Annotated in this window: 13 protein-coding genes and 5 pseudogenes; 11 read left to right on the top strand and 7 right to left on the bottom strand. The window is 59.3% G+C overall.

Annotated features, from left to right (window positions below; genetic code table 11):
* The 5 genes and pseudogenes from ABJN75_RS09285 to ABJN75_RS09265 form a co-directional block, all read left to right on the top strand.
* A partial coding sequence (locus ABJN75_RS09285; protein ID WP_348438983.1) for an ABC transporter permease subunit occupies positions 1–504 on the top strand: 504 nt, incomplete at its 5' end.
* Positions 501–1,229: a glutamine ABC transporter ATP-binding protein GlnQ gene (gene glnQ / locus ABJN75_RS09280; RefSeq protein WP_348438981.1), complete on the top strand. Its 729-nt coding sequence runs from the start codon at positions 501–503 to the stop codon at positions 1,227–1,229. The genes ABJN75_RS09285 and glnQ, both read left to right, overlap by 4 nt.
* On the top strand, positions 1,219–2,241 hold the full coding sequence (locus ABJN75_RS09275) for a C45 family peptidase (protein WP_348438979.1): 1,023 nt from the start codon (positions 1,219–1,221) through the stop codon (positions 2,239–2,241). The genes glnQ and ABJN75_RS09275 overlap by 11 nt, the downstream gene beginning before the upstream one ends.
* A complete protein-coding gene (locus ABJN75_RS09270) occupies positions 2,189–3,133 on the top strand; it encodes a MurR/RpiR family transcriptional regulator (protein ID WP_348438977.1) in 945 nt (314 codons plus the stop codon). Before ABJN75_RS09275 ends, ABJN75_RS09270 begins: the two co-directional genes overlap by 53 nt.
* A gap of 78 nt (positions 3,134–3,211) precedes the next feature.
* Positions 3,212–3,526, top strand: a pseudogene (locus ABJN75_RS09265) (transposase); the annotation flags it as partial.
* A 302-nt stretch (positions 3,527–3,828) separates the two neighbouring features.
* On the opposite strand, the pseudogene ABJN75_RS09260 reads toward ABJN75_RS09265, so the two are convergent.
* The 7 genes and pseudogenes from ABJN75_RS09260 to ABJN75_RS09230 all read right to left on the bottom strand — a co-directional run.
* Positions 3,829–4,401: pseudogene (locus ABJN75_RS09260) on the bottom strand (IS110 family transposase); the annotation flags it as partial.
* Positions 4,287–5,618 (bottom strand): annotated as a pseudogene (locus ABJN75_RS09255) (ISKra4 family transposase). The pseudogenes ABJN75_RS09255 and ABJN75_RS09260, both read right to left, overlap by 115 nt.
* Before the next feature lie 87 nt (positions 5,619–5,705).
* Positions 5,706–5,819, bottom strand: a pseudogene (locus ABJN75_RS09250) (IS5/IS1182 family transposase); the annotation flags it as partial.
* Positions 5,820–5,995: 176 nt separating this feature from the next.
* On the bottom strand, positions 5,996–6,388 hold the full coding sequence (locus ABJN75_RS09245; RefSeq protein ID WP_348438975.1) for a carboxymuconolactone decarboxylase family protein: 393 nt from the start codon (positions 6,386–6,388) through the stop codon (positions 5,996–5,998).
* 2 nt (positions 6,389–6,390) lie between these two features.
* Positions 6,391–7,848 (bottom strand): aldehyde dehydrogenase family protein, encoded by a 1,458-nt coding sequence (locus ABJN75_RS09240; protein WP_348438973.1) that lies wholly within the window; start codon positions 7,846–7,848, stop codon positions 6,391–6,393.
* Positions 7,841–8,941 (bottom strand): aromatic ring-hydroxylating dioxygenase subunit alpha, encoded by a 1,101-nt coding sequence (locus ABJN75_RS09235; protein WP_348438971.1) that lies wholly within the window; start codon positions 8,939–8,941, stop codon positions 7,841–7,843. Before ABJN75_RS09235 ends, ABJN75_RS09240 begins: the two co-directional genes overlap by 8 nt.
* 1 nt (position 8,942) lies before the next feature.
* Positions 8,943–9,854, bottom strand: coding sequence for a MurR/RpiR family transcriptional regulator (locus ABJN75_RS09230; RefSeq protein ID WP_348438969.1), 912 nt, complete (start codon positions 9,852–9,854; stop codon positions 8,943–8,945).
* A gap of 61 nt (positions 9,855–9,915) precedes the next feature.
* Here ABJN75_RS09230 and ABJN75_RS09225 point away from each other — a divergent pair, with 61 nt between their 5' ends.
* The 6 genes and pseudogenes from ABJN75_RS09225 to ABJN75_RS09200 form a co-directional block, all read left to right on the top strand.
* Complete coding sequence (locus ABJN75_RS09225) at positions 9,916–12,381, top strand: FAD-dependent oxidoreductase (RefSeq protein WP_348438967.1); 2,466 nt, start codon at positions 9,916–9,918, stop codon at positions 12,379–12,381.
* Complete coding sequence (locus ABJN75_RS09220) at positions 12,378–13,484, top strand: alcohol dehydrogenase family protein (protein WP_348438965.1); 1,107 nt, start codon at positions 12,378–12,380, stop codon at positions 13,482–13,484. Before ABJN75_RS09225 ends, ABJN75_RS09220 begins: the two co-directional genes overlap by 4 nt.
* Entirely contained in the window at positions 13,481–14,596 is a 1,116-nt protein-coding gene (locus ABJN75_RS09215) for a mandelate racemase/muconate lactonizing enzyme family protein (protein ID WP_348438963.1), read from the top strand. Before ABJN75_RS09220 ends, ABJN75_RS09215 begins: the two co-directional genes overlap by 4 nt.
* Positions 14,593–15,696, top strand: a complete 1,104-nt coding sequence (locus tag ABJN75_RS09210; protein ID WP_348438961.1) for a mandelate racemase/muconate lactonizing enzyme family protein — start codon at positions 14,593–14,595, stop codon at positions 15,694–15,696. Before ABJN75_RS09215 ends, ABJN75_RS09210 begins: the two co-directional genes overlap by 4 nt.
* A gap of 10 nt (positions 15,697–15,706) precedes the next feature.
* Entirely contained in the window at positions 15,707–16,993 is a 1,287-nt protein-coding gene (locus ABJN75_RS09205; RefSeq protein ID WP_348438959.1) for an aminotransferase class III-fold pyridoxal phosphate-dependent enzyme, read from the top strand.
* Positions 16,994–17,078: 85 nt separating this feature from the next.
* Positions 17,079–17,666 (top strand): annotated as a pseudogene (locus ABJN75_RS09200) (IS5 family transposase); the annotation flags it as partial.

Raw genomic sequence — 17,666 nt, 5'->3', positions numbered from 1 at the left:
AACGCCGTGGCGTTTACCTATATTGAATTGATCCGGGGCACCCCGATCGTGGTTCAAGTGATGTTCCTCTACTTTGCCTTGCCGGTTCTGGCGGATATCAGAATTGATCCGATGTCGGCTGCCGTTCTGGCGATTGTGGTGAACGCAGGGGCGTATATCGCGGAAATCGTGCGTGGCGCATTCCTGTCCATCTCCAAGGGGTTGACCGAGGCCGGGCTTGCCATCGGGATGCCTCATTGGAAGGTTCTTCTTTACATCATTGGTCCGCTGGCCTTTCGTCGCTTGATCCCGCCGCTGGGCAATCAGTTCATTGTTAGTCTTAAAGATACATCGCTTTTTATTGTGATCGGCGTGGGTGAATTGACCCGCACGGGCCAGGAAATCATGGCCGCCAATTTCCGTGCTGTCGAAATCTGGACCGCTGTTGCGATTTGTTACCTGATACTGACCGGAACCATGACAATTGCGCTGCGCATCATCGAAAGGCGGATGAGGATCCTATGAGCTTTATTGAATTTCGGAAAACCTTGAAATCATTTGGATCGCTGATTGTTTTGCAAGATGTTGATCTGGCGATAGACCAAGGCGAAGTGGTGGTCCTGGTTGGCCCGTCGGGGTCGGGGAAATCCACTTTGCTGCGGTGCATCAATTGCCTTGAAATGATCACAGCCGGCGACCTGATTGTTGACGGACTGTCGGTTAAGGGTGGCAAGGCGCAGCAGCGGGAAATCCGTCAAGAAGCCGGAATGGTATTTCAGCAATTCAATCTGTTTCCACAAATGACCGCGCTGCAAAATGTGGCGCTGGGCCCACGCAAGGTGCGAGGCACGAATAAGGCTGAAGCGCTGACTCAGGCACAGGAATTATTGGCAAAAGTCGGGCTTTCGGACAAGGGTGACCACTATCCGTCTGAGCTGTCGGGTGGACAGCAGCAGCGGGTAGCGATAGCACGCGCGCTGGCAGTAAAACCCAAAGTCATGTTGTTCGATGAACCTACTTCGGCGCTCGATCCCGAACTCAAACATGAAGTGTTGAACGTAATGCTTCAACTTGCACAGGAAGGCATGACCATGGTCGTGGTCACGCACGAGATGAGTTTTGCCAAGCAGGTCGGCACCCGGTTGATCTTCATGGAACATGGAAAAATCGCTGTGGATGGTGATCCACGCGAGGTCATCGACTCGCCACCCAACCCACGCATGAAAGACTTCCTGAACCATGTTGATTGACGCAAACCCGATTGGCTGGCTTAAGGCTGTTGGCTCGCCCTTTGAGATCGGTCAGGCATTGGGTGCGCAGGGCAGAGCCGCTGTGCACAAGCATCTCGTGCACTCACAAATCTGGGCGACGGTTACAGATGACCGTTACGCCGCAACTGTCACCCGCCTAATGGAAAATGCCAGACAGCGCTTCCCAGCCATTTGGGAAGAGCTCAAAGGTATGGCAGATGGCCTCGATTTACCCAGAAGCAGCGTTTTCGCCTGGAATTGCAGAGGCGACATTCTGGCATCAGTCCCAGATGGATGCACAACCGTTCAACGGCCCGGACCGACCATCCACCTTGCGCACAACGAAGATGGCCTGCCGTTTTTTCGTGGGTCCTGTTTCATACTGGACACCCACACCGACAACTGCGTGGATTTCCGGTCCTTTTGCTATCCTGGCTCTCTTCCGGGGCATACCTTTGGCTGGAACGACGCAGGCATTGTAAAAACAGTGAACAACCTGCGCCTACGCGGATGCATGCCTGAGATCCCACGCATGGTGCTCGGACGTGCGGTTTTAAGCTGCGAGTCGTTGGATGAGGTGGTCTCAACCCTGTCGGATAACCCGAATTGCGGTGGGTTTCACTTTTCGGTTGCCCAGGTAGGGGATCCTCGATTGCTGAGTATCGAATACGGCGCCGGTCGATCATCGGTGCGGCAAATAACACAGCCGGGTGTTCATGCAAATCATGCTTTACACCTGCCTCATTTCGAACAGGTCATCACGCAATCTTCGTCGGATCGGCAAATCCGGGGCACTGAGCTTGCCTCACGGCCAGAAATAACCGATCTGGGCATACTGCGTGACATCGCGATAACAGGTTTACCGATCCGGCGGGACGACCCAGCCGACCCTGATCATGAAAACACCCTGGCCACTTGCATCTTCAGTGTTTCAGAATCAGGGGTCGATTGGAGTATCTATGACGAAAAGCACTCAGTCCCGGCCTACCAAAGTCAAACAGAACATGCCTAAGGTGCCGCCTACATCCCTCGAAGGTCTTCGCACACTTCTGGTCGACATTACCCGTGGTGAGACGGATGTCATTCTTGGACCCAAGGCCCGCAAAGCATTGGGTCAAATTCTTGACCTCCAGGGCAGTCCCGATCTTTTGTCAATCACGACACTTGCAGAGAAAGTCGGGACCAACCCCTCAACCATTACCCGCTTGGCCCGGAACCTTGGGTATAACAATTTCGGCGCGTTCCAGAAGGCGCTGTTTGTTACCCGCACACCGCAGCCCGGGGCATTTTACCTCAGGCAAGCGCAAACCGCGTTGAACAGTAGTGACCAGTCAACAAAGCAGCGTGCCGCTCAACTCTGCCATGAAAACCAGGCCAATATTGACCGGTTTATCGAAACCTTTGATCCCGAAAGTTTCGAGAACGCCATCAACCTGATTGCAAATGCAGGGCGGGTGACAGTCTTTGGGATTCGTCAGTTTCATTCACTGGCCGCATTTTTGGCATACGGGTTAAGACTCATCCGCTCCGATGTGTCGGTGCTTGATGCGAATTCGCTCGGCATCGCAGAAGAGCTTGGCGCAATGAGCCGCGAAGATGTTTGCATAGTTGCAAGCGTTGCGCCTTACTCAACACAAGTCATCAATGTCGCGCAGATTGCAGCAGAGAATGGCCTTGAGGTGATCGCCATCACCGACCGTGCTAACTCTCCCTTGGTGAAGTTTTCCAAGTCAGCAATTTTTGTGTCTCACCAAAGTAGTTTCATTTCAAACTCAATTACAAGTTTCTTCGCGGTCGCCGAATGCGTCATTAACGCAGTCGCAGCGGCTACCCCTGAGGCGACGAAAATTGCCTTGATAGAACGCCAGCAACTGATCAAACTCCTGAATATCGAAGACGGTTAGAGCCTGACCGAAAAAGAAGTTGAGCGATATCAGTTGGTTGTGATTCATGAGGTTGCGAAGCCAACCATGGATACAACGATGTGGACTGATATCACCCGGGCACAACATGCCCGAAAGCATTGCCGTCTGCCAAGCGATTTGACAGATGCTGAATGGGCGCTGATCGAGCCTCTATTACCGCCACGCAAAGCACGCGGACGTCCTGCGAAGTGGAGCTACCGGCAGATCGTCGAGGCGATGCTCTATGTTCTACGCGGCGGGATTGCCTGGCGGATGCTGCCACCAAGCCTGTTCCCGCCGATGACCACCGTGCAGCACTATTTCTACGTTTGGCGCGACAGCGGGCTTTGGCAGACGATCAACCACACCTTGTTGATGGCGGCGCGCGAGGCTGAGGTGTCGCTTGGCAATAAGGTGGGTTCTTCCTCATATGTGGAACGGCCCGGTTGGCAAGGTATTCTTTGCGTAAATCTCCGTCGGACGGTGCAGTCATATGTCCGGCCTGTTGGCGCGGTCATTTGACCGCTGGCCACGATGATATCCGCGATCCCGATTGCCTAATCACTTTGACGCGCTTGATGGCGCATTGAGGAAGCCGATCTTATCGGTATCGAGGTTATCGTCCCTCGGGTTCATCACGCTTTTGGCACCTTGCCACTTCATTCCGGAGCCGAAGCGCCAGAATTCCTTGTGTTCTATGCTCTCCCCATGATCGCCGGCGCTTGGTAGGTGCCGCCCTTGACAAGGAGCGCCCAAATTGTGCGCGCCATCTTGTTGGCCAGTGCTACAGCCGCGACCTTGTATGGCCGCCGCGCGATTTGGGAGAGGACCCAGGCGGGCAGCTTCACGCCACGACGAGCCAGCTTAAGAATCGATGTCGCACCAACGATTAGCAGTGTTCGCAACTGCTTGTTGCCTCGCTTCGATATTCTTCCAAGCCGCTCCTTGCCGCCGCTAGAGTGGGCCCTCGGCGTAATCCCGATCCAGGCCGCCAGATCGCGGCCTGTCCGGAAGGCTGCGGGATCCTGGATTGTTGCCCGTACAGTCGCTGCTATGATCGGACCGACGCCTGGGATGCTTGTGAGCCGCCTAGCGGTTTCGTCAGCCTTCACTGCCGTCATGATCTTCGTGTCGAGCGCTTCTATACGAGCCGTCAGTTCCTCGATCTGCTCGGCCATCTCCAGGAGTGCAAATCGAGCTGCTGATGGAAGGCGGGTATCATCGTCGTCGCGTAGAGTAGCGACGAGTTTGGCAATACTGGCCATGCCGCGCTTTCGGCCGGAGAACTCGATATCGGCTGACCCGACCAATATCGATGGCAGTAGTCGACAATCGACGTTGTGTTCTGGATCAGGTAGGACCGGAGATTGCTGATCAATACGGACAATCGCTTGAGCTTTTGGTTGGCGTCTCGAAGTGTGGCGTGCTGCTCTAACTGGTAGAGCATATTCTTCACGGCTCTCGTCGCCTCCCTGACGTAGCCGCTCCAAAGCAGATGGCGAAGCCTCGGCACATCAACCGCAACATCTCGAAGGTAGATGTTCAGATCGCCGATATGCCTGAGGCGTTGCCACGTCTGCTCGATGTGCCGGAGCCGCATCGACAGATGGAATCAGTCAAGAATATGCGTCACGGGCTCCCTTGTTGCACTGAGCACGATGCTTTGCAGCCCGACGTCTCCGTCGCTGAAAACAGTGACGTCGCGGCCAGGCAGCCATCCTTGCGCCCGCATTGCGGCACGAACCGCATCGTGCTTGCCGGTAGCCACATGCGGTGCGACCGCGAACTGACGCGGTAGCCGCCCCGGTGAAACAACGCGTCCCATGGCGATTTCAAAATGCCGGCTCTGATATCCGGGAACTGCACGGATATAGGCGCCATCAATGAAGACGGAAATGGAGGATCCGCCGGCCCGGCTCATGCGATAGGGGCTCGCAGCATCCCATTTTTGAATCTGATTGGCCACCTTGGCGAGCCGGTTGACGACGGTTCGATGATTGTGTGACCGCGCGGCCGGTACAAAAAGGTCGAGTACACGTGCTGCTTCACGAAACGACAGGCGCGAACCGAGCTCAGCTAGTACGCGCTCCAATTCCGGCGTCACTCTGCCCTTCAACAAGGTCTCGATGTTTCCGGAGTTTGCCTTTGCCGGCTTTCCGCAGGTACAGCTGCGGAACCGAGGCACCCGCAGGCGACAAATACCAAAGAGCGAATGGACCGTACGTGACCGATAGTCATGAACCCCGTGAAGGCGGCCACAGTCGTGACATTTCCTATCCTGCCTACTGGCTTGATCCGCCTGAAACTGCGTGAGCTCCTCTTGCAGACGGCACTGTATCGCCTTGCCTTCTGCCAGGGAAAGGCCGAGCGGGTCGAAACCCACTCCGTCGACACTGCGGTCGACGGTTGCAATTTCTCGACGCTGCGGAACGCCATCGGTGCCGATAACCTCAACCCAGACCTTCATCCTCAATTGTCCCATCACCGAGTGCCCTTTCCAGAAAAGGACTCGATTACCTGAAGGTTCTTACCCCCACTTTTTCCCGCTCCCAACAGAAGATCGAAGCACTATCAGCGCCGGGTTTACCAGGTCGCGCATCGCCCGAAGCGGGTGCCTTTTCGGCACCCGCGCCTCCAGATCGACATAGCAGAAAAGTTGAGAAGACCGATCATCCGACCCACGCATCGCATCAATCCATAGCCAATATAGACAGCAGGATTGAATCAGGATCAGAGCAAAAAACCAGAGCGTTTTTCAGCAGCCTGCTAAGGCATATCTATGGCCTTGGACTATCAATGAAAAGCGTCCGGGGCAGGCAAATTCGAAGGACTTGAAGGATTTGCCGCACCTCTTGTCACCGGCTACAGCTTGCCGTTTTCTTCCAGAACCTTTTTGGCAACGCGAAAACATTCCAGCGCCTGCGGCACGCCGCAATAGATGCCGACAATATGGATGATCGCGCGGATCTCTTCCTTGCTGACGCCATTGGTAATCGCACCACGGCAATGGGTCTCCCATTCCGCCATCTTGCCCAAGGCGCCGATCATGGCGAGGTTCATCATCGAGCGGGTCTTTGCGTCGATCACGTCATCGCCCCAGCCAAAGCCCCAGCACCATGCGGTCATCGCTTCCTGAAACGGCCGGGTGAACTCGTCGGCAGCGGCAAGGTTCTTTTCGACATACTCGGCGCCAAGCGTCGCCTTGCGGCGCTCCAGCCCCTTGAGAAACAGGTCTTCGTCAAAGCTGCCGGTCATGATCATGCACCCAATCTGATTGCGATGTTTTTGGTTTGAACGTAGTTCCACAACGCCTCGCGGCCCTTTTCGCGTCCATAGCCCGATTTGCCATAGCCGCCGAAAGGGGTTTCGACGCCACCGGCATACCATTCATTGACGAAAATCTGGCCGGCCCGCATGCGCCGCGCCACCCGTGTGGCGCGGTCGAGGTCACGGGTGAAGACGCCGCCGACGAGACCATAGTCGGTGCCGTTGGCGATGGCGATGGCCTCGTCGTCCCGCTTGAAGCTAAGCACGGACAGGACCGGGCCGAAAATCTCCTCGCGGGCAATCTCCGTATCCGGCGTCACCCGGTCAAAGATCGTTGGCTCAAGAAACCAGCCAGGCCGGTTCATCGCATGCCCGCCGGTGACCGCGCGAGCACCCGATCGTTGCGCCTCGGCGCACATTGATGCGGCCCGGTCGCGCTGCCTTGCCGATACCATTGCGCCCATGTTGGCGCCGAAAGCCGGACGTTCGATTCCGGGTCCTACCGAAAGCGATTTCGCCATCGCGCTGACCGCATCGACCACCTCGTCATGGATGCTCTCATGCACGATCAGGCGCGACATCGCCGAACAGACCTGTCCGGCATTGAAGAAAATCCCCCAGCGCACATTGGAGACCAGATCCTCGATATCCGCGTCAGCATGAACAATGGCTCCGGACTTGCCGCCAAGTTCGAGAATGCAGGGCACCACATTGCCCGCAGCCGCCCTTGCGATTGCTGTCCCGGTGGCGACCGAACCCGTGAAGACGATCTGGTCGACGCCCGGATGCGACGAAAGCGCCGCGCCAGCCTCGTGACCATGGCCGCAAATAATGTTGAGCGCGCCTTTGGGAAGACCGGCGGCCTCCGCTGCGCGGGCAATGTAACTGCTGCTCAGCGGATCGAGTTCCGGGGTCTTGACCACACAAGCATTGCCGGTCGCCAAGGCTGCCGACAGTGACCGCGCGGTCATCTCCAGTGGATAGTTCCAGGGGATGATCTGCGCCGAGACGCCATAAGGCTCATGCACGGTGAAATCAAAATAACCATCGCCCAGCGGGATCGACCGGCCTTCGACGGTTTCAGCCTGATGGCCGTAATATTCGAAATAGCGCGCCGCGCCTTCAATTTCGATGCGGGATTCCCACAAGGGCTTGCCGCTTTCCAGCGTCAGGACCGGCGCGATTTCGTCAATATGGGCGAGCAGGTAATCACCCATCGCCTGCACCATGCGGCCCCGTTCAACAGGGCGTAGCGAGGATAAGGAACCGCTTAGATGGCACCTGCGGGCGGCGGCAACCGCCCGGTCGACATCGCCCGCATCGGCCAGCGCCTGCTCAGCCAAAGCTCCACCGGTTGCAGGATCATCGACGACAAGCCGGCCTGCGCTGCCATCCACGAACTGGCCATCAATGTAGTTTTGCCAGTAACCGGCAATCGGTTCAGCCATCGGAGACCTCACGCATCCATCGTTGCAGGGTCAGGACCGAATGTTCCGAATTCAGCCCGCATTTCGGATCGAGCACCAGAGGGCCGGGCTTGTAACCACGGCTTTTCATGCCACGCTGTACCGATTCCACCAGATGAATGTCCTCTTCCACGGTGGTGGCGCGGTCCTGGATCGCAAGCCGGCGCACCACGTCGGAATCAACGCCATCAATCGTGTACCAGCCACGCCAGACCACGACATGATCGGCGTCCACCGCGCGCCAGTGATAGGTGTTGAGGATGTTGCCCGGATAGACCTGGAACGAGAACATCGGCCACAGGAACCACGAGGAATAATCGCCCGCATGCGGATTGCTCTCAAGATCGATGGCGTAGCTCATGCGGTCGAGATTGGCGCACTGGGTGGTGTGGCGCAGGCAATGGCCCTGCGGCTGGATGTCATAGGTTTGCGGCTTGATCACACCCGAGGCGAAGGTCGGGTGGTTGAGCGAACAGTGATAGCATTCCGAATAGTTCTCCACCGTGACCTTCCAGTTGCAGGCCTCTGGGATCTCGACCCACTCCAAAGGCTTGAGCCGATCTATATGGGGGACAAAACCGGCAAGTTCCTCCCGCACTTGCGGAAACCATTCGTCCATTGGCTTGGCGTTCGCATCAAGGTTGGCAAAGATGAAGCCATGAAAATTTTCGAGCTTTACCGGTTCCAGACATATCTCGGAGCGGTTCAGGCCGGCAACGGACTTGATGTTCGGACCGGAGCGCAGCTCGCCAGTCAGCTCGTAGCTCCAGGCATGGTAGGGGCAAACCAGCAGCCGCGCATTGCCTTCGCCCGAGACCAGCTCATGGGCGCGATGCTGGCAGACATTGTAGAACCCGCGCAGCTCGCCATCACGGCCGCGGATGCAGAACAGGTTCTCGCCGGCAATGCTGAAGGTGAAGTAATCACCCGGCTTCTCAACCATCGACGCATGGCCGGCGAATTGCCATGTGCGGGCCAGCAGCCCTTTTTGCTCGACTTTGAATACCTCCGGATCGGTATAGAAGCGGGCGTCGAGGGAACGGATCGGGACGGCAGGTGCAACAAGGTCGTTCACATTAGCGCTCCGGAGTTTCGTTGTAGATGCCAAGCTCATGACGCCGGCGGTGGAACTGTTCGACCCGCTCGACGATTTCAGGCGTGGCCGATGCGATGACAAAGGACAGCAGCGTTTCCAGAAAGGCGATGGTCGATACCGAGGACGGAAAGAATTGCGGCGTGTCGACGCTGACGACGAAACCGAAATCGGATCCGATGATGATTGGCGATGCGGCACTGTCTGAGACACCGATCACCTTGACCCCCTGCTCGCGGGCGATACGCACGGCCTCGACTACTTCGCGCCGATAGGGCTTGCAGGTAATCGCGATCAGTACGTCGCGTGAATCGGCCCAGGCGAGATCGTCGGTAGCGACGCTGCCAGGCTTCGGAATGGCGAAAAACTCGACCATGCCGGTGGAGGCGAGATAGGTGAAATTGCTGGCATTGGAGGAATTGACGCCGACACCCAGTGTGAAGACCCGCCGCGCGGCCCAGACCGTTTCGGCGGCCTGTTTCAGTGTGCCGACATCGATATTGGCGAAACTGTCCTCAATATTGGAAATCGCGGAACTGACCATATCGGCATAGAGCGCGTCGAGCTTTCCACCCTTGGACAGCGATTGCAGCCAGCGCGCACGATCCGGGAAACTGGCCCTGCCCTGACGGATTTCCTCGCGGAACGGCTCACGGAAATCATCATAGCCGCCAAATCCAACGGAGCGCGCCATGCGCACGAAGGTGTTGGGTTTGACATTGGCTGCCTCGGCAATCTCGCGGATTGAGGAAACGCCCACCTCATTGGGGTTTTCCAGCACGAAGGCAGCCGCCTTGCGCAGTTCCGGGGTCATGTCGTCAAGTTGGCCGGCCAGCGCGTCGAGAACGGCTTGCGGTGCACTGGATAGTGAGTTTGGTACAAATGTATTATTCATAGTTGACGATAGTACGTTTGTTTGTTTAGCTTGTCCAACGAAAATCGAAAGCAGGTGAGCCATGGCCGAAACTTTTCCCAGCACCGCACGGGTTGTCATTGTCGGTGGCGGCATCATGGGCTGCGGGCTCGCCTATCATCTCGCCCATGAGGGCTGGACCGATGTCGTGCTGCTGGAAAAATCGGAACTCACGTCCGGTTCGACCTGGCATGCGGCGGGACAGATCACCCATTCGACGTCCAGCTTTGGACTGGGCAAATGCGTCGACTACAATGTCGGCCTCTATGCAGGAAAGCTTGAAGCCGAGACCGGGCAATCTGTCACCTGGCACGGCTGCGGCTCGTTCCGCCTCGCCTATACCGAAGACGAGATGGACTGGCTGCGCCAGACTTTGGGCGTCGGCCGGGCGCTGGGCTTCAACATCGAACTGGTTGGCCCGGATCAGGTGCGGGCGCTGCATCCGTTCTACAATCTCGACGGGGTCATTGGCGCGCTGCACACGCCTGACGATGGCCATGCCGATCCTTCCGGCATCACCCAGGCGCTGGCCACCGGCGCGCGGCAATTGGGCGCGCGGATCATCCGTCGCTGCCGCGCCACCGACATCAAACAGTTGCCGACCGGCGAATGGAAGGTCTCGACCGAGAAGGGAGACATCGTTTGCGAACACGTTGTCAATGCCGGCGGCACCTATGCCCGGCAGATCGGCGACTGGTCCAACATTCTGGTTCCCGCGACCTCAATGACCCACCATTATCTGGTCACCGACACAGTGCCGGAGTTCCGCGACCTGGACCGGGAACTGCCGGTGATCCGCGACGACAAACACGTTTCCGGCTACATCCGGATGGAGCAAAAATCCGGACTGATCGGCATTTACGAGAAAACCAATCCGAATGCTATCTGGCTCGACGCCTGCCCCTGGGAGGCGGAGAACGAACTGTTTGAAGCCGATTACGACCGGATCATGCCGTGGCTGGAAAATGCCATAGAGCGGATGCCGATTTTCGCAGACCTCGGCATCAAACGCGAAGTACATGGTGCGATCTCCCACCCGCCCGACGGCAGTCCGCTGATCGGTCCGGTGGCGAACGCGAAAAATTACTGGTGCTGCTGCGGTACCCAGATCGGCATTGGCTGGGGGCCCGGCCTGACCCGCGAACTGGCGCGCTGGATGGTGCATGGCGCTGCCGATATTTCGATGCGCGAGTTCGATCCGCGCCGCTTCGGACCCTATGCCACCAAGGAGTGGCAAGTGGTCAAGGCCAAGGAGGATTATTGCCTTCGCCACGAGATCCCGTTTCCGCATTTCAACCGGCTCGACGGACGTCCGGTCAAGCCGTCGCCACTATATGAGCGGTTCAAATCCAAAGGTGCGGTGTTCGAGGAAGTCTATGGCCATGAGCGGCCGCGCTGGTTTGCCCGGGATGGAATCGAACAACGCGATCATTACGGCTTCAGGCGCACGCCGGTGCATGAGATGGTGGCGTTCGAAAGCCAGGCGGTGCGACAGCGAGCCGGCCTGATGGACATCTCCGCCTTTACCAAGGTTGAGGTGTCCGGGCCGGACGCCGAAGTGTTGATCGACCGGCTGGTGGCCAACAAGCTGCCGCAGAGAATAGGCGGCATAGCGTTGACCCATATGCTCAACCGCCGGGGCAGGATCGAGCTGGAGACCACCGTCGTGCGGATGGCGGCAGACCGTTTCTATCTGGTTTGCGCGGCGTTCTTTGAGCAAAGGCTGACTGATCATCTCACGTTCAATCGCAACGACGCAGATGTGCAGATCATCAATCGCTCCTCCGATTGGGCGGCGATCGCCCTGCAGGGGCCGAAGGCACGCGAGATTCTTGCCGCCTGCACCGACGCGCGGCTCGACAACGCAGCGTTCCGCTGGCTATCGGCGCAGGAGATCGAGATTGCCGGTCATCCGATGTGGGCCTTGCGGGTCTCCTATGGCGGGGAACTCGGCTGGGAAATCCACGGCCCCCGCGCGCACCTGCTGGCCGTCTATGACGCGCTTTGGGCAGCGGGTGAAAAGCACGGGATCGCTGATTACGGCTCCTTCGCCATGAACGCGATGCGGATGGAAAAGGGCTTCAAGGGTGCTGGTGAACTCACCAATGAGGTCACCCTTCCCGAGGCCGATGTGATGCGATTTGTCAAAACCGACAAGGGTGAATTCCTTGGCCGTGAAGCGACGCTTGCCGCCCTTGAAAAACCGCTGTCCTGGATTTGCGCCTACCTTGAAATAGAGCCGCAAGGCGACTGGGACGGCAATGGCGGCGAGGCGGTGCGAATGGATGGCGCGGTTGTTGGCTCGACTGCTTCCGTGGCCTACGGCCACACGGTCGGCAAGGTGCTGGCCTTCGCCTATATCAAACCGCACGCCGCGTCAGCCGGAACCGGGCTCGAGGTGTTCATGAACGAGACATGGCGTCCGGCAAAGGTGCTTGGCGATGCGGCCTACGATCCAGAGAGCAAACTGCCGCGCGCCGATGCACCGACTCGCGAGGCAGCAGAATGAGTGTAGCCCCCGATACAATGCGGGCGATGGTGCTGACCGGGCATGGCGGCCTCGACAAGTATGAGTTCCGCACGGACTGGCCGACGCCAAGCCCAGCCCCGAACCAGGTTCTGATCAGGGTTCATGCCTGCGGGCTCAACAACACCGACGTGAACACCCGTTCCGGCTGGTATTCAAAGGCCGTCAGCGAAGCGACCACCGGCGGCGCCTATCAGACTATCAGCGACGAAGACCCAACCTGGGGCGGGGCGCCGATCAGCTTCCCGCGCATTCAGGGCGCCGACATCTGCGGCACAGTCGTCGCCTGCGGCGCGACGGCCGATCCTTCGCTCATCGGCAAGCGGGTGATCGCCGATTGCTGGCTCAGGGACTGGTCGGACCCAGATGCGATCGATATCCCGGGCTATTTCGGCTCGGAATGCAATGGCGGCTTTGCCGACTACGCGGTGATCGACCACCGCAATGTTGCCGCCATCGACAGTAGCCTGTCGGATGCGGAACTGGCGACATTATCCTGTTCCTACACAACCGCTGAAAACCTGCTCAATCGTGCTGGCGTCGGTGCGGCGGACACCGTGCTGATAACCGGTGCGTCAGGCGGCGTCGGCGGCGCGCTGGTGCAACTCGCCAATCGCCGCGGTGCCCGGACCATCGCCATGGCGAGCGCCGCCAAACATGGCGATGTGGCAAGACTGGGTCCCTTTGCCATCATCGACCGCGCACCGGAAGACCTCAAGGCAGTTCTGAAAGAAGCGACCGGCCACGAGACGGTCACGGTTGTCGCCGACATCGTCGGTGGCCCCTACTGGCCGAAGCTCATCGACGTTCTGGCCCGTGGCGGTCGTTACGCCACATCGGGTGCCATTGCCGGGCCGATGGTGGCGCTCGATCTGCGCACGCTTTATCTTCGCGATTTAAGCTTCTTCGGCTCCACAGCCACCTCGTCCAGGGTGTTCCCGGATCTGGTAGGTTACATCGAGCGCGGCGAAGTCAAGCCGTTGCTGGCGCAGACCTTCCCGTTGGCGAAACTGCCATTGGCCCAAGAGACCTTCATCGCGAAAAAACACTTCGGCAACATAGCCGTGACGATGGGTGAGGGATGAAGATCACCCGCATCAGCGTCTGGCGGATGACGCTGCCGCTTATCGAGACTTATGCGCTGTCGGGTGGCCGGTTGACATTCGAACAACTCGACACAAGCTTCGTGCGCGTCGACACCGACGAGGGCCTCTCCGGTTGGGGCGAGGCCTGTCCCTGGGGGCATACCTACCTGCCCGCGCACGGTCCCGGGGTGCGCGCAGGCCTGGAGATCCTCGCCCCGGCGCTGATCGGGCTGGATCCGCGTGCGCTTGACCGTGTCAACCGGGTAATGGATGTGACCCTGCCGGGGCATCTTTACGTCAAGTCGGCTCTCGACATCGCCTGCTGGGACATTCTCGGCCAGGCGTCGGGACTGCCGCTGTGGAAGCTGTTGGGCGGCGCGGATGCGAACCCGGTGGCGGTCAATTCGTCGATCCCGACCAGCACGCCGGAACAGATGATCGCCTTGATCCGCGCGGCGTCGGCGAAAGGATACCGCACCCATTCCGCCAAGATCGGCGGCGCCGACATCAGCGCCGACATCGCCCGCATTGAGGCGCTTTCTGCCGCGTTGCCTGCTAACGAGAAGATCACCTTCGACGTCAACCGCGCCTGGACGCCGGGCGTGGCGGTCCAGGTGCTCAATTCGGTCTCCGCGCGCGACTGGATCGAGCAGCCCTGCGAGACCCTGGAGCAATGCGCCCATGTCGCCGTGCGGGTCAGAAATCCGATCATGCTGGATGAGTGCCTGCACGGATTCCAGGACCATCTCAACGCCTGGAAGCTAGGCGCCGGCGAAGGCGTCAAGGTCAAGCCCAACCGGGTTGGCGGGCTCACCAAGGCGAGGCAGATCCGGGACTTCGGTGTCTCGGTCGGCTGGCAGATGCATATCGAGGATGTTGGCGGATCGGCCATGGCGGATACTGCGGCGATCCATCTTGCCAGTTCGACGCCGGATGCGAACCGGCTGGCGAGCTGGCTGTGCCACTACCACCTGGCGGTCGATCCGGTTCCGGGTCAGGGCGCCCGCAATATCGACGGTTTCGCGACCCCGCCCTCTACTCCCGGGCTCGGCGTTCGACCCGACGAAACCCTGCTGGGCGAACCTTGCGCATGTTATGAGGTCAGGCAATGAAAATAACCGGAATGTCGGTGTGGCACCTACCGCTGACCAGCCTGGAAACCTATCACATGGCCGGCGGCAAGACCTGTGACACGGTCGAGAGCGTGGTAATCCGCATCGACACCGCCAGCGGTCTGTCGGGCTGGGGCGAGGTCTGCCCTATCCCGCACTATCTACCCGCCTATGCCGGCGGCGTTGCTCCAGCTATCGAGGAGATGACAGGTCAGGTCATCGGCCACGAATTTGACAGTCCGGAAGCGACAATGGCGCGGCTCGATGCCTGGCTGCCGGGGCATGTCTACGCCAAATCGGCCATCGACATCGCGCTGTGGGACCTCTTCGGCAAGGCGCTAGGCGCGCCGCTTTATACGCTTTTCGGCGGCCGCCGGTCCCAAACCCTGCCGCTCTATCATTCCATCACCTGTGTCGCACCGGAGGACATGGCGCGCATGGCTCGGGACGCCTTCAAGTCAGGCATCCGCCAGTTCCAGGCCAAGCTTGGCGCGGACAGTGACAACGAGGCAGACATAGCCCGGCTGCGGCTGGTGCGCGAAGCGGTGGGCGCCGGCCCGATCGTCTATGGCGACTGGAATTGCGGCGCCAACAGGCTCGACGCCATCCGCGTCGGCAAGGCACTGTCCGGCTTCGACATCATGCTGGAACAACCCTGCGCGACGCTGGAAGACTGCGCCGCGGTCAAGACCGCGACCGGACTGCCGATGAAACTCGATGAGTTGGTCCATGACACCGGATCGCTGCTCAGGGCCTGGGAGCTTGGCTGCATGGATGCAGTGGCGCTGAAATTGTCGAAATTCGGAGGATTGAGCGCGCTGCGCCGGGCGCGCGACCTGTGCCTGCACCTGGGCGCAAAAATGTGCGTCGAGTGTACCTGGGGATCGGACATCGTCACCGCCGCGGCCCTGCATCTAGGTGCCGCAACAGCGCCGGGATCGCTGCTCAACGTCTGCGATCTTTCGTCCTATGTGACGCCGCGGCTGGACACCAATGCGCCGGTACGTCGCGACGGCCGCATCTCGCCGCCGGCCGGCAACGGCCTGGGCGTCGAGCCGGACATTTCGGTTCTCGGCGCGCCGGCCGCAACTTTCGATTAGGAGCCAGATCATGCATGTCCAATCAAGCCAGTCGGACTGGATCGCCCGGGCGCAAGCCGTGCTGCCGGCCGGAGGATTCGGCAATTTCGATCCTTCGGTCGTCATCCGCGAGGGCCGCGGCTCCCGGGTCTGGGACGAGGATGGCAAGGAATATGTCGACTACCTGATCGGTTCGGGCCCGATGATCCTCGGCCATGGCCATCCCGAAGTGCTGGAAGCCGTCTTCGAACAATTGCCCAGGGGCATGACCTTTTTCGCCAACAACGCCGCCGGCATCGAACTGGCCGAGGAGATCTGCCGCGCAGTGCCCTGCGCCGAAAAATTGCGCTATGTCTCCACCGGCGGCGAGGCCGACATGTACGCCATGCGGCTGGCGCGCGCCTTCACCGGGCGCGACAAGATCCTCAAGTTCGAGGGCGGATACCATGGCATGTCGGCGGAAGCGCAGATGAGCCTGGCGCCCGCCCGGCTGGTCAATTTCCCGCAAGCGGTACCGGATTCGGCAGGCATTCCCGAGGCCGTGCGCGACGGGGTTCTGGTGGCGCCGTTCAACGATGCCGACTTCGTCCGCTCGCTGATTTCGGAGTACTCCGGCCAGATCGCCGGCATCATCGTTGAACCGCTGCAGCGGCTTATCCCACCTGCGCCAGGGTTTCTCGAGGCCTTGCGAGCCGAATGCGATAAGCATGGCATCGTGCTCATTTTCGACGAAATCGTAACCGGCTTCCGGTTTTCCTATGGCGGCGCGCAGGAGCTCTACGGCGTCACGCCTGACATCTGTACGCTTGGCAAAATCATCGGCGGCGGTTTACCGCTGGCCGCGATTGCCGGGCGCGCCGACATCATGGCGCATTTCGACAAGGCCAAGGTCGGACAGGACGGATTCCTGATGCAGTTGGGCACGCTGTCGGGCAATCCGGTGGCAGCGATCGCCGGGCTCAAGACGCTCGAGATATTGAGGCGTCCGGGGGCCTACGAGACACTGCGGCAAACGGGGCGGACCCTGATGGACATAATTGGCAGACATCTGGCCGACGCCGGAGTTGCCCATCAGATTGTCGGCGACCCGACACTCTTCGATGTGGTCTTTACTGACACACAAGTCAGGAACTATCGGGATGTCTTGCAGGCGGATGCCGCCAGGAACGCGTCCTTCAACAAGGCGTTGCGTGCGGGCGGCATCCTCAAGTCTCCAGGCAAGATCTATCCGTCCCTTGCCCTGACGAAGGACGATATGGAACAAACCGACGCGGCGATCTGTAAAGCTGCCGTCGTGGTCAAATCAACGGGAAATTGATCGCTGTAAGGCATTGGTGCGCGGATAAGATTTCAACGTTTGGCGTCTATGCGGCGGGGATCGAAAATAGCATGATTGGTCCAGCATGCCGCACAAACATAACGCCGCCCGCCGCCATCACATCGGCAAGATGAAGTTCAAGGTAACGAACTGGCCGGAGTATGAGGCAGGCCTTCGCCGCCGCGGTAGTTTGACCCTTTGGGTAACGCCGGAAGCGCTTAGCGGCTGGGCGGCTCCACGACGCAAGACGAGGGGAGGCCAGCCGCTTTACTCTGATCTGGCGATCGAAACTACATTGACGTTGGGCATGGTGTTTGGGCTGCGTTTACGCCAGAGCGAAGGGCTTTTGCGTTCGGTACTTGATATGATGGCGCTGGATCTGCCTGTGCCCGATCACACCACGCTTAGCCGCAGGGCTAGAACCTGGAAGCCAACGGCCAGAGGCAACGACCGACAGCATGTGGCAAACGGGCCCATTCACGTTCTGGTCGACAGCACCGGGCTCAAGATTTATGGCACCGGTCAATGGCTGGAAGAAAAGCATGGGACAAAGTCCAGGCGTGGCTGGCGCAACTGCACCTGGCTGTTGATGCAGACAGTGACGAGATCATTGCCCATAGTCTGACAGGTCAGGAAACCGGCGACACCACGCAGCTGAAGCCGTTGCTGGATC

Origin of the sequence: Hoeflea sp., from assembly GCF_039975035.1 — a bacterium.
Lineage (GTDB): Bacteria > Pseudomonadota > Alphaproteobacteria > Rhizobiales > Rhizobiaceae > Hoeflea.
Note: the sequence above shows the minus strand (reverse complement) of the source record. Positions and strands in the feature narration are given on the sequence as shown.

Excerpts from the sequence above, each read along its gene's own strand:
- glnQ (WP_348438981.1), top strand. The coding sequence starts at position 501 with ATGAGCTTTATTGAATTTCGGAAAACCTTGAAATCATTTGGATCGCTG.
- ABJN75_RS09275 (WP_348438979.1), top strand. The coding sequence starts at position 1,219 with ATGTTGATTGACGCAAACCCGATTGGCTGGCTTAAGGCTGTTGGCTCG.
- ABJN75_RS09270 (WP_348438977.1), top strand. The coding sequence starts at position 2,189 with ATGACGAAAAGCACTCAGTCCCGGCCTACCAAAGTCAAACAGAACATG.
- ABJN75_RS09245 (WP_348438975.1), bottom strand. The coding sequence starts at position 6,388 with ATGACCGGCAGCTTTGACGAAGACCTGTTTCTCAAGGGGCTGGAGCGC.
- ABJN75_RS09240 (WP_348438973.1), bottom strand. The coding sequence starts at position 7,848 with ATGGCTGAACCGATTGCCGGTTACTGGCAAAACTACATTGATGGCCAG.
- ABJN75_RS09230 (WP_348438969.1), bottom strand. The coding sequence starts at position 9,854 with ATGAATAATACATTTGTACCAAACTCACTATCCAGTGCACCGCAAGCC.
- ABJN75_RS09225 (WP_348438967.1), top strand. The coding sequence starts at position 9,916 with ATGGCCGAAACTTTTCCCAGCACCGCACGGGTTGTCATTGTCGGTGGC.
- ABJN75_RS09220 (WP_348438965.1), top strand. The coding sequence starts at position 12,378 with ATGAGTGTAGCCCCCGATACAATGCGGGCGATGGTGCTGACCGGGCAT.
- ABJN75_RS09215 (WP_348438963.1), top strand. The coding sequence starts at position 13,481 with ATGAAGATCACCCGCATCAGCGTCTGGCGGATGACGCTGCCGCTTATC.
- ABJN75_RS09210 (WP_348438961.1), top strand. The coding sequence starts at position 14,593 with ATGAAAATAACCGGAATGTCGGTGTGGCACCTACCGCTGACCAGCCTG.
- ABJN75_RS09205 (WP_348438959.1), top strand. The coding sequence starts at position 15,707 with ATGCATGTCCAATCAAGCCAGTCGGACTGGATCGCCCGGGCGCAAGCC.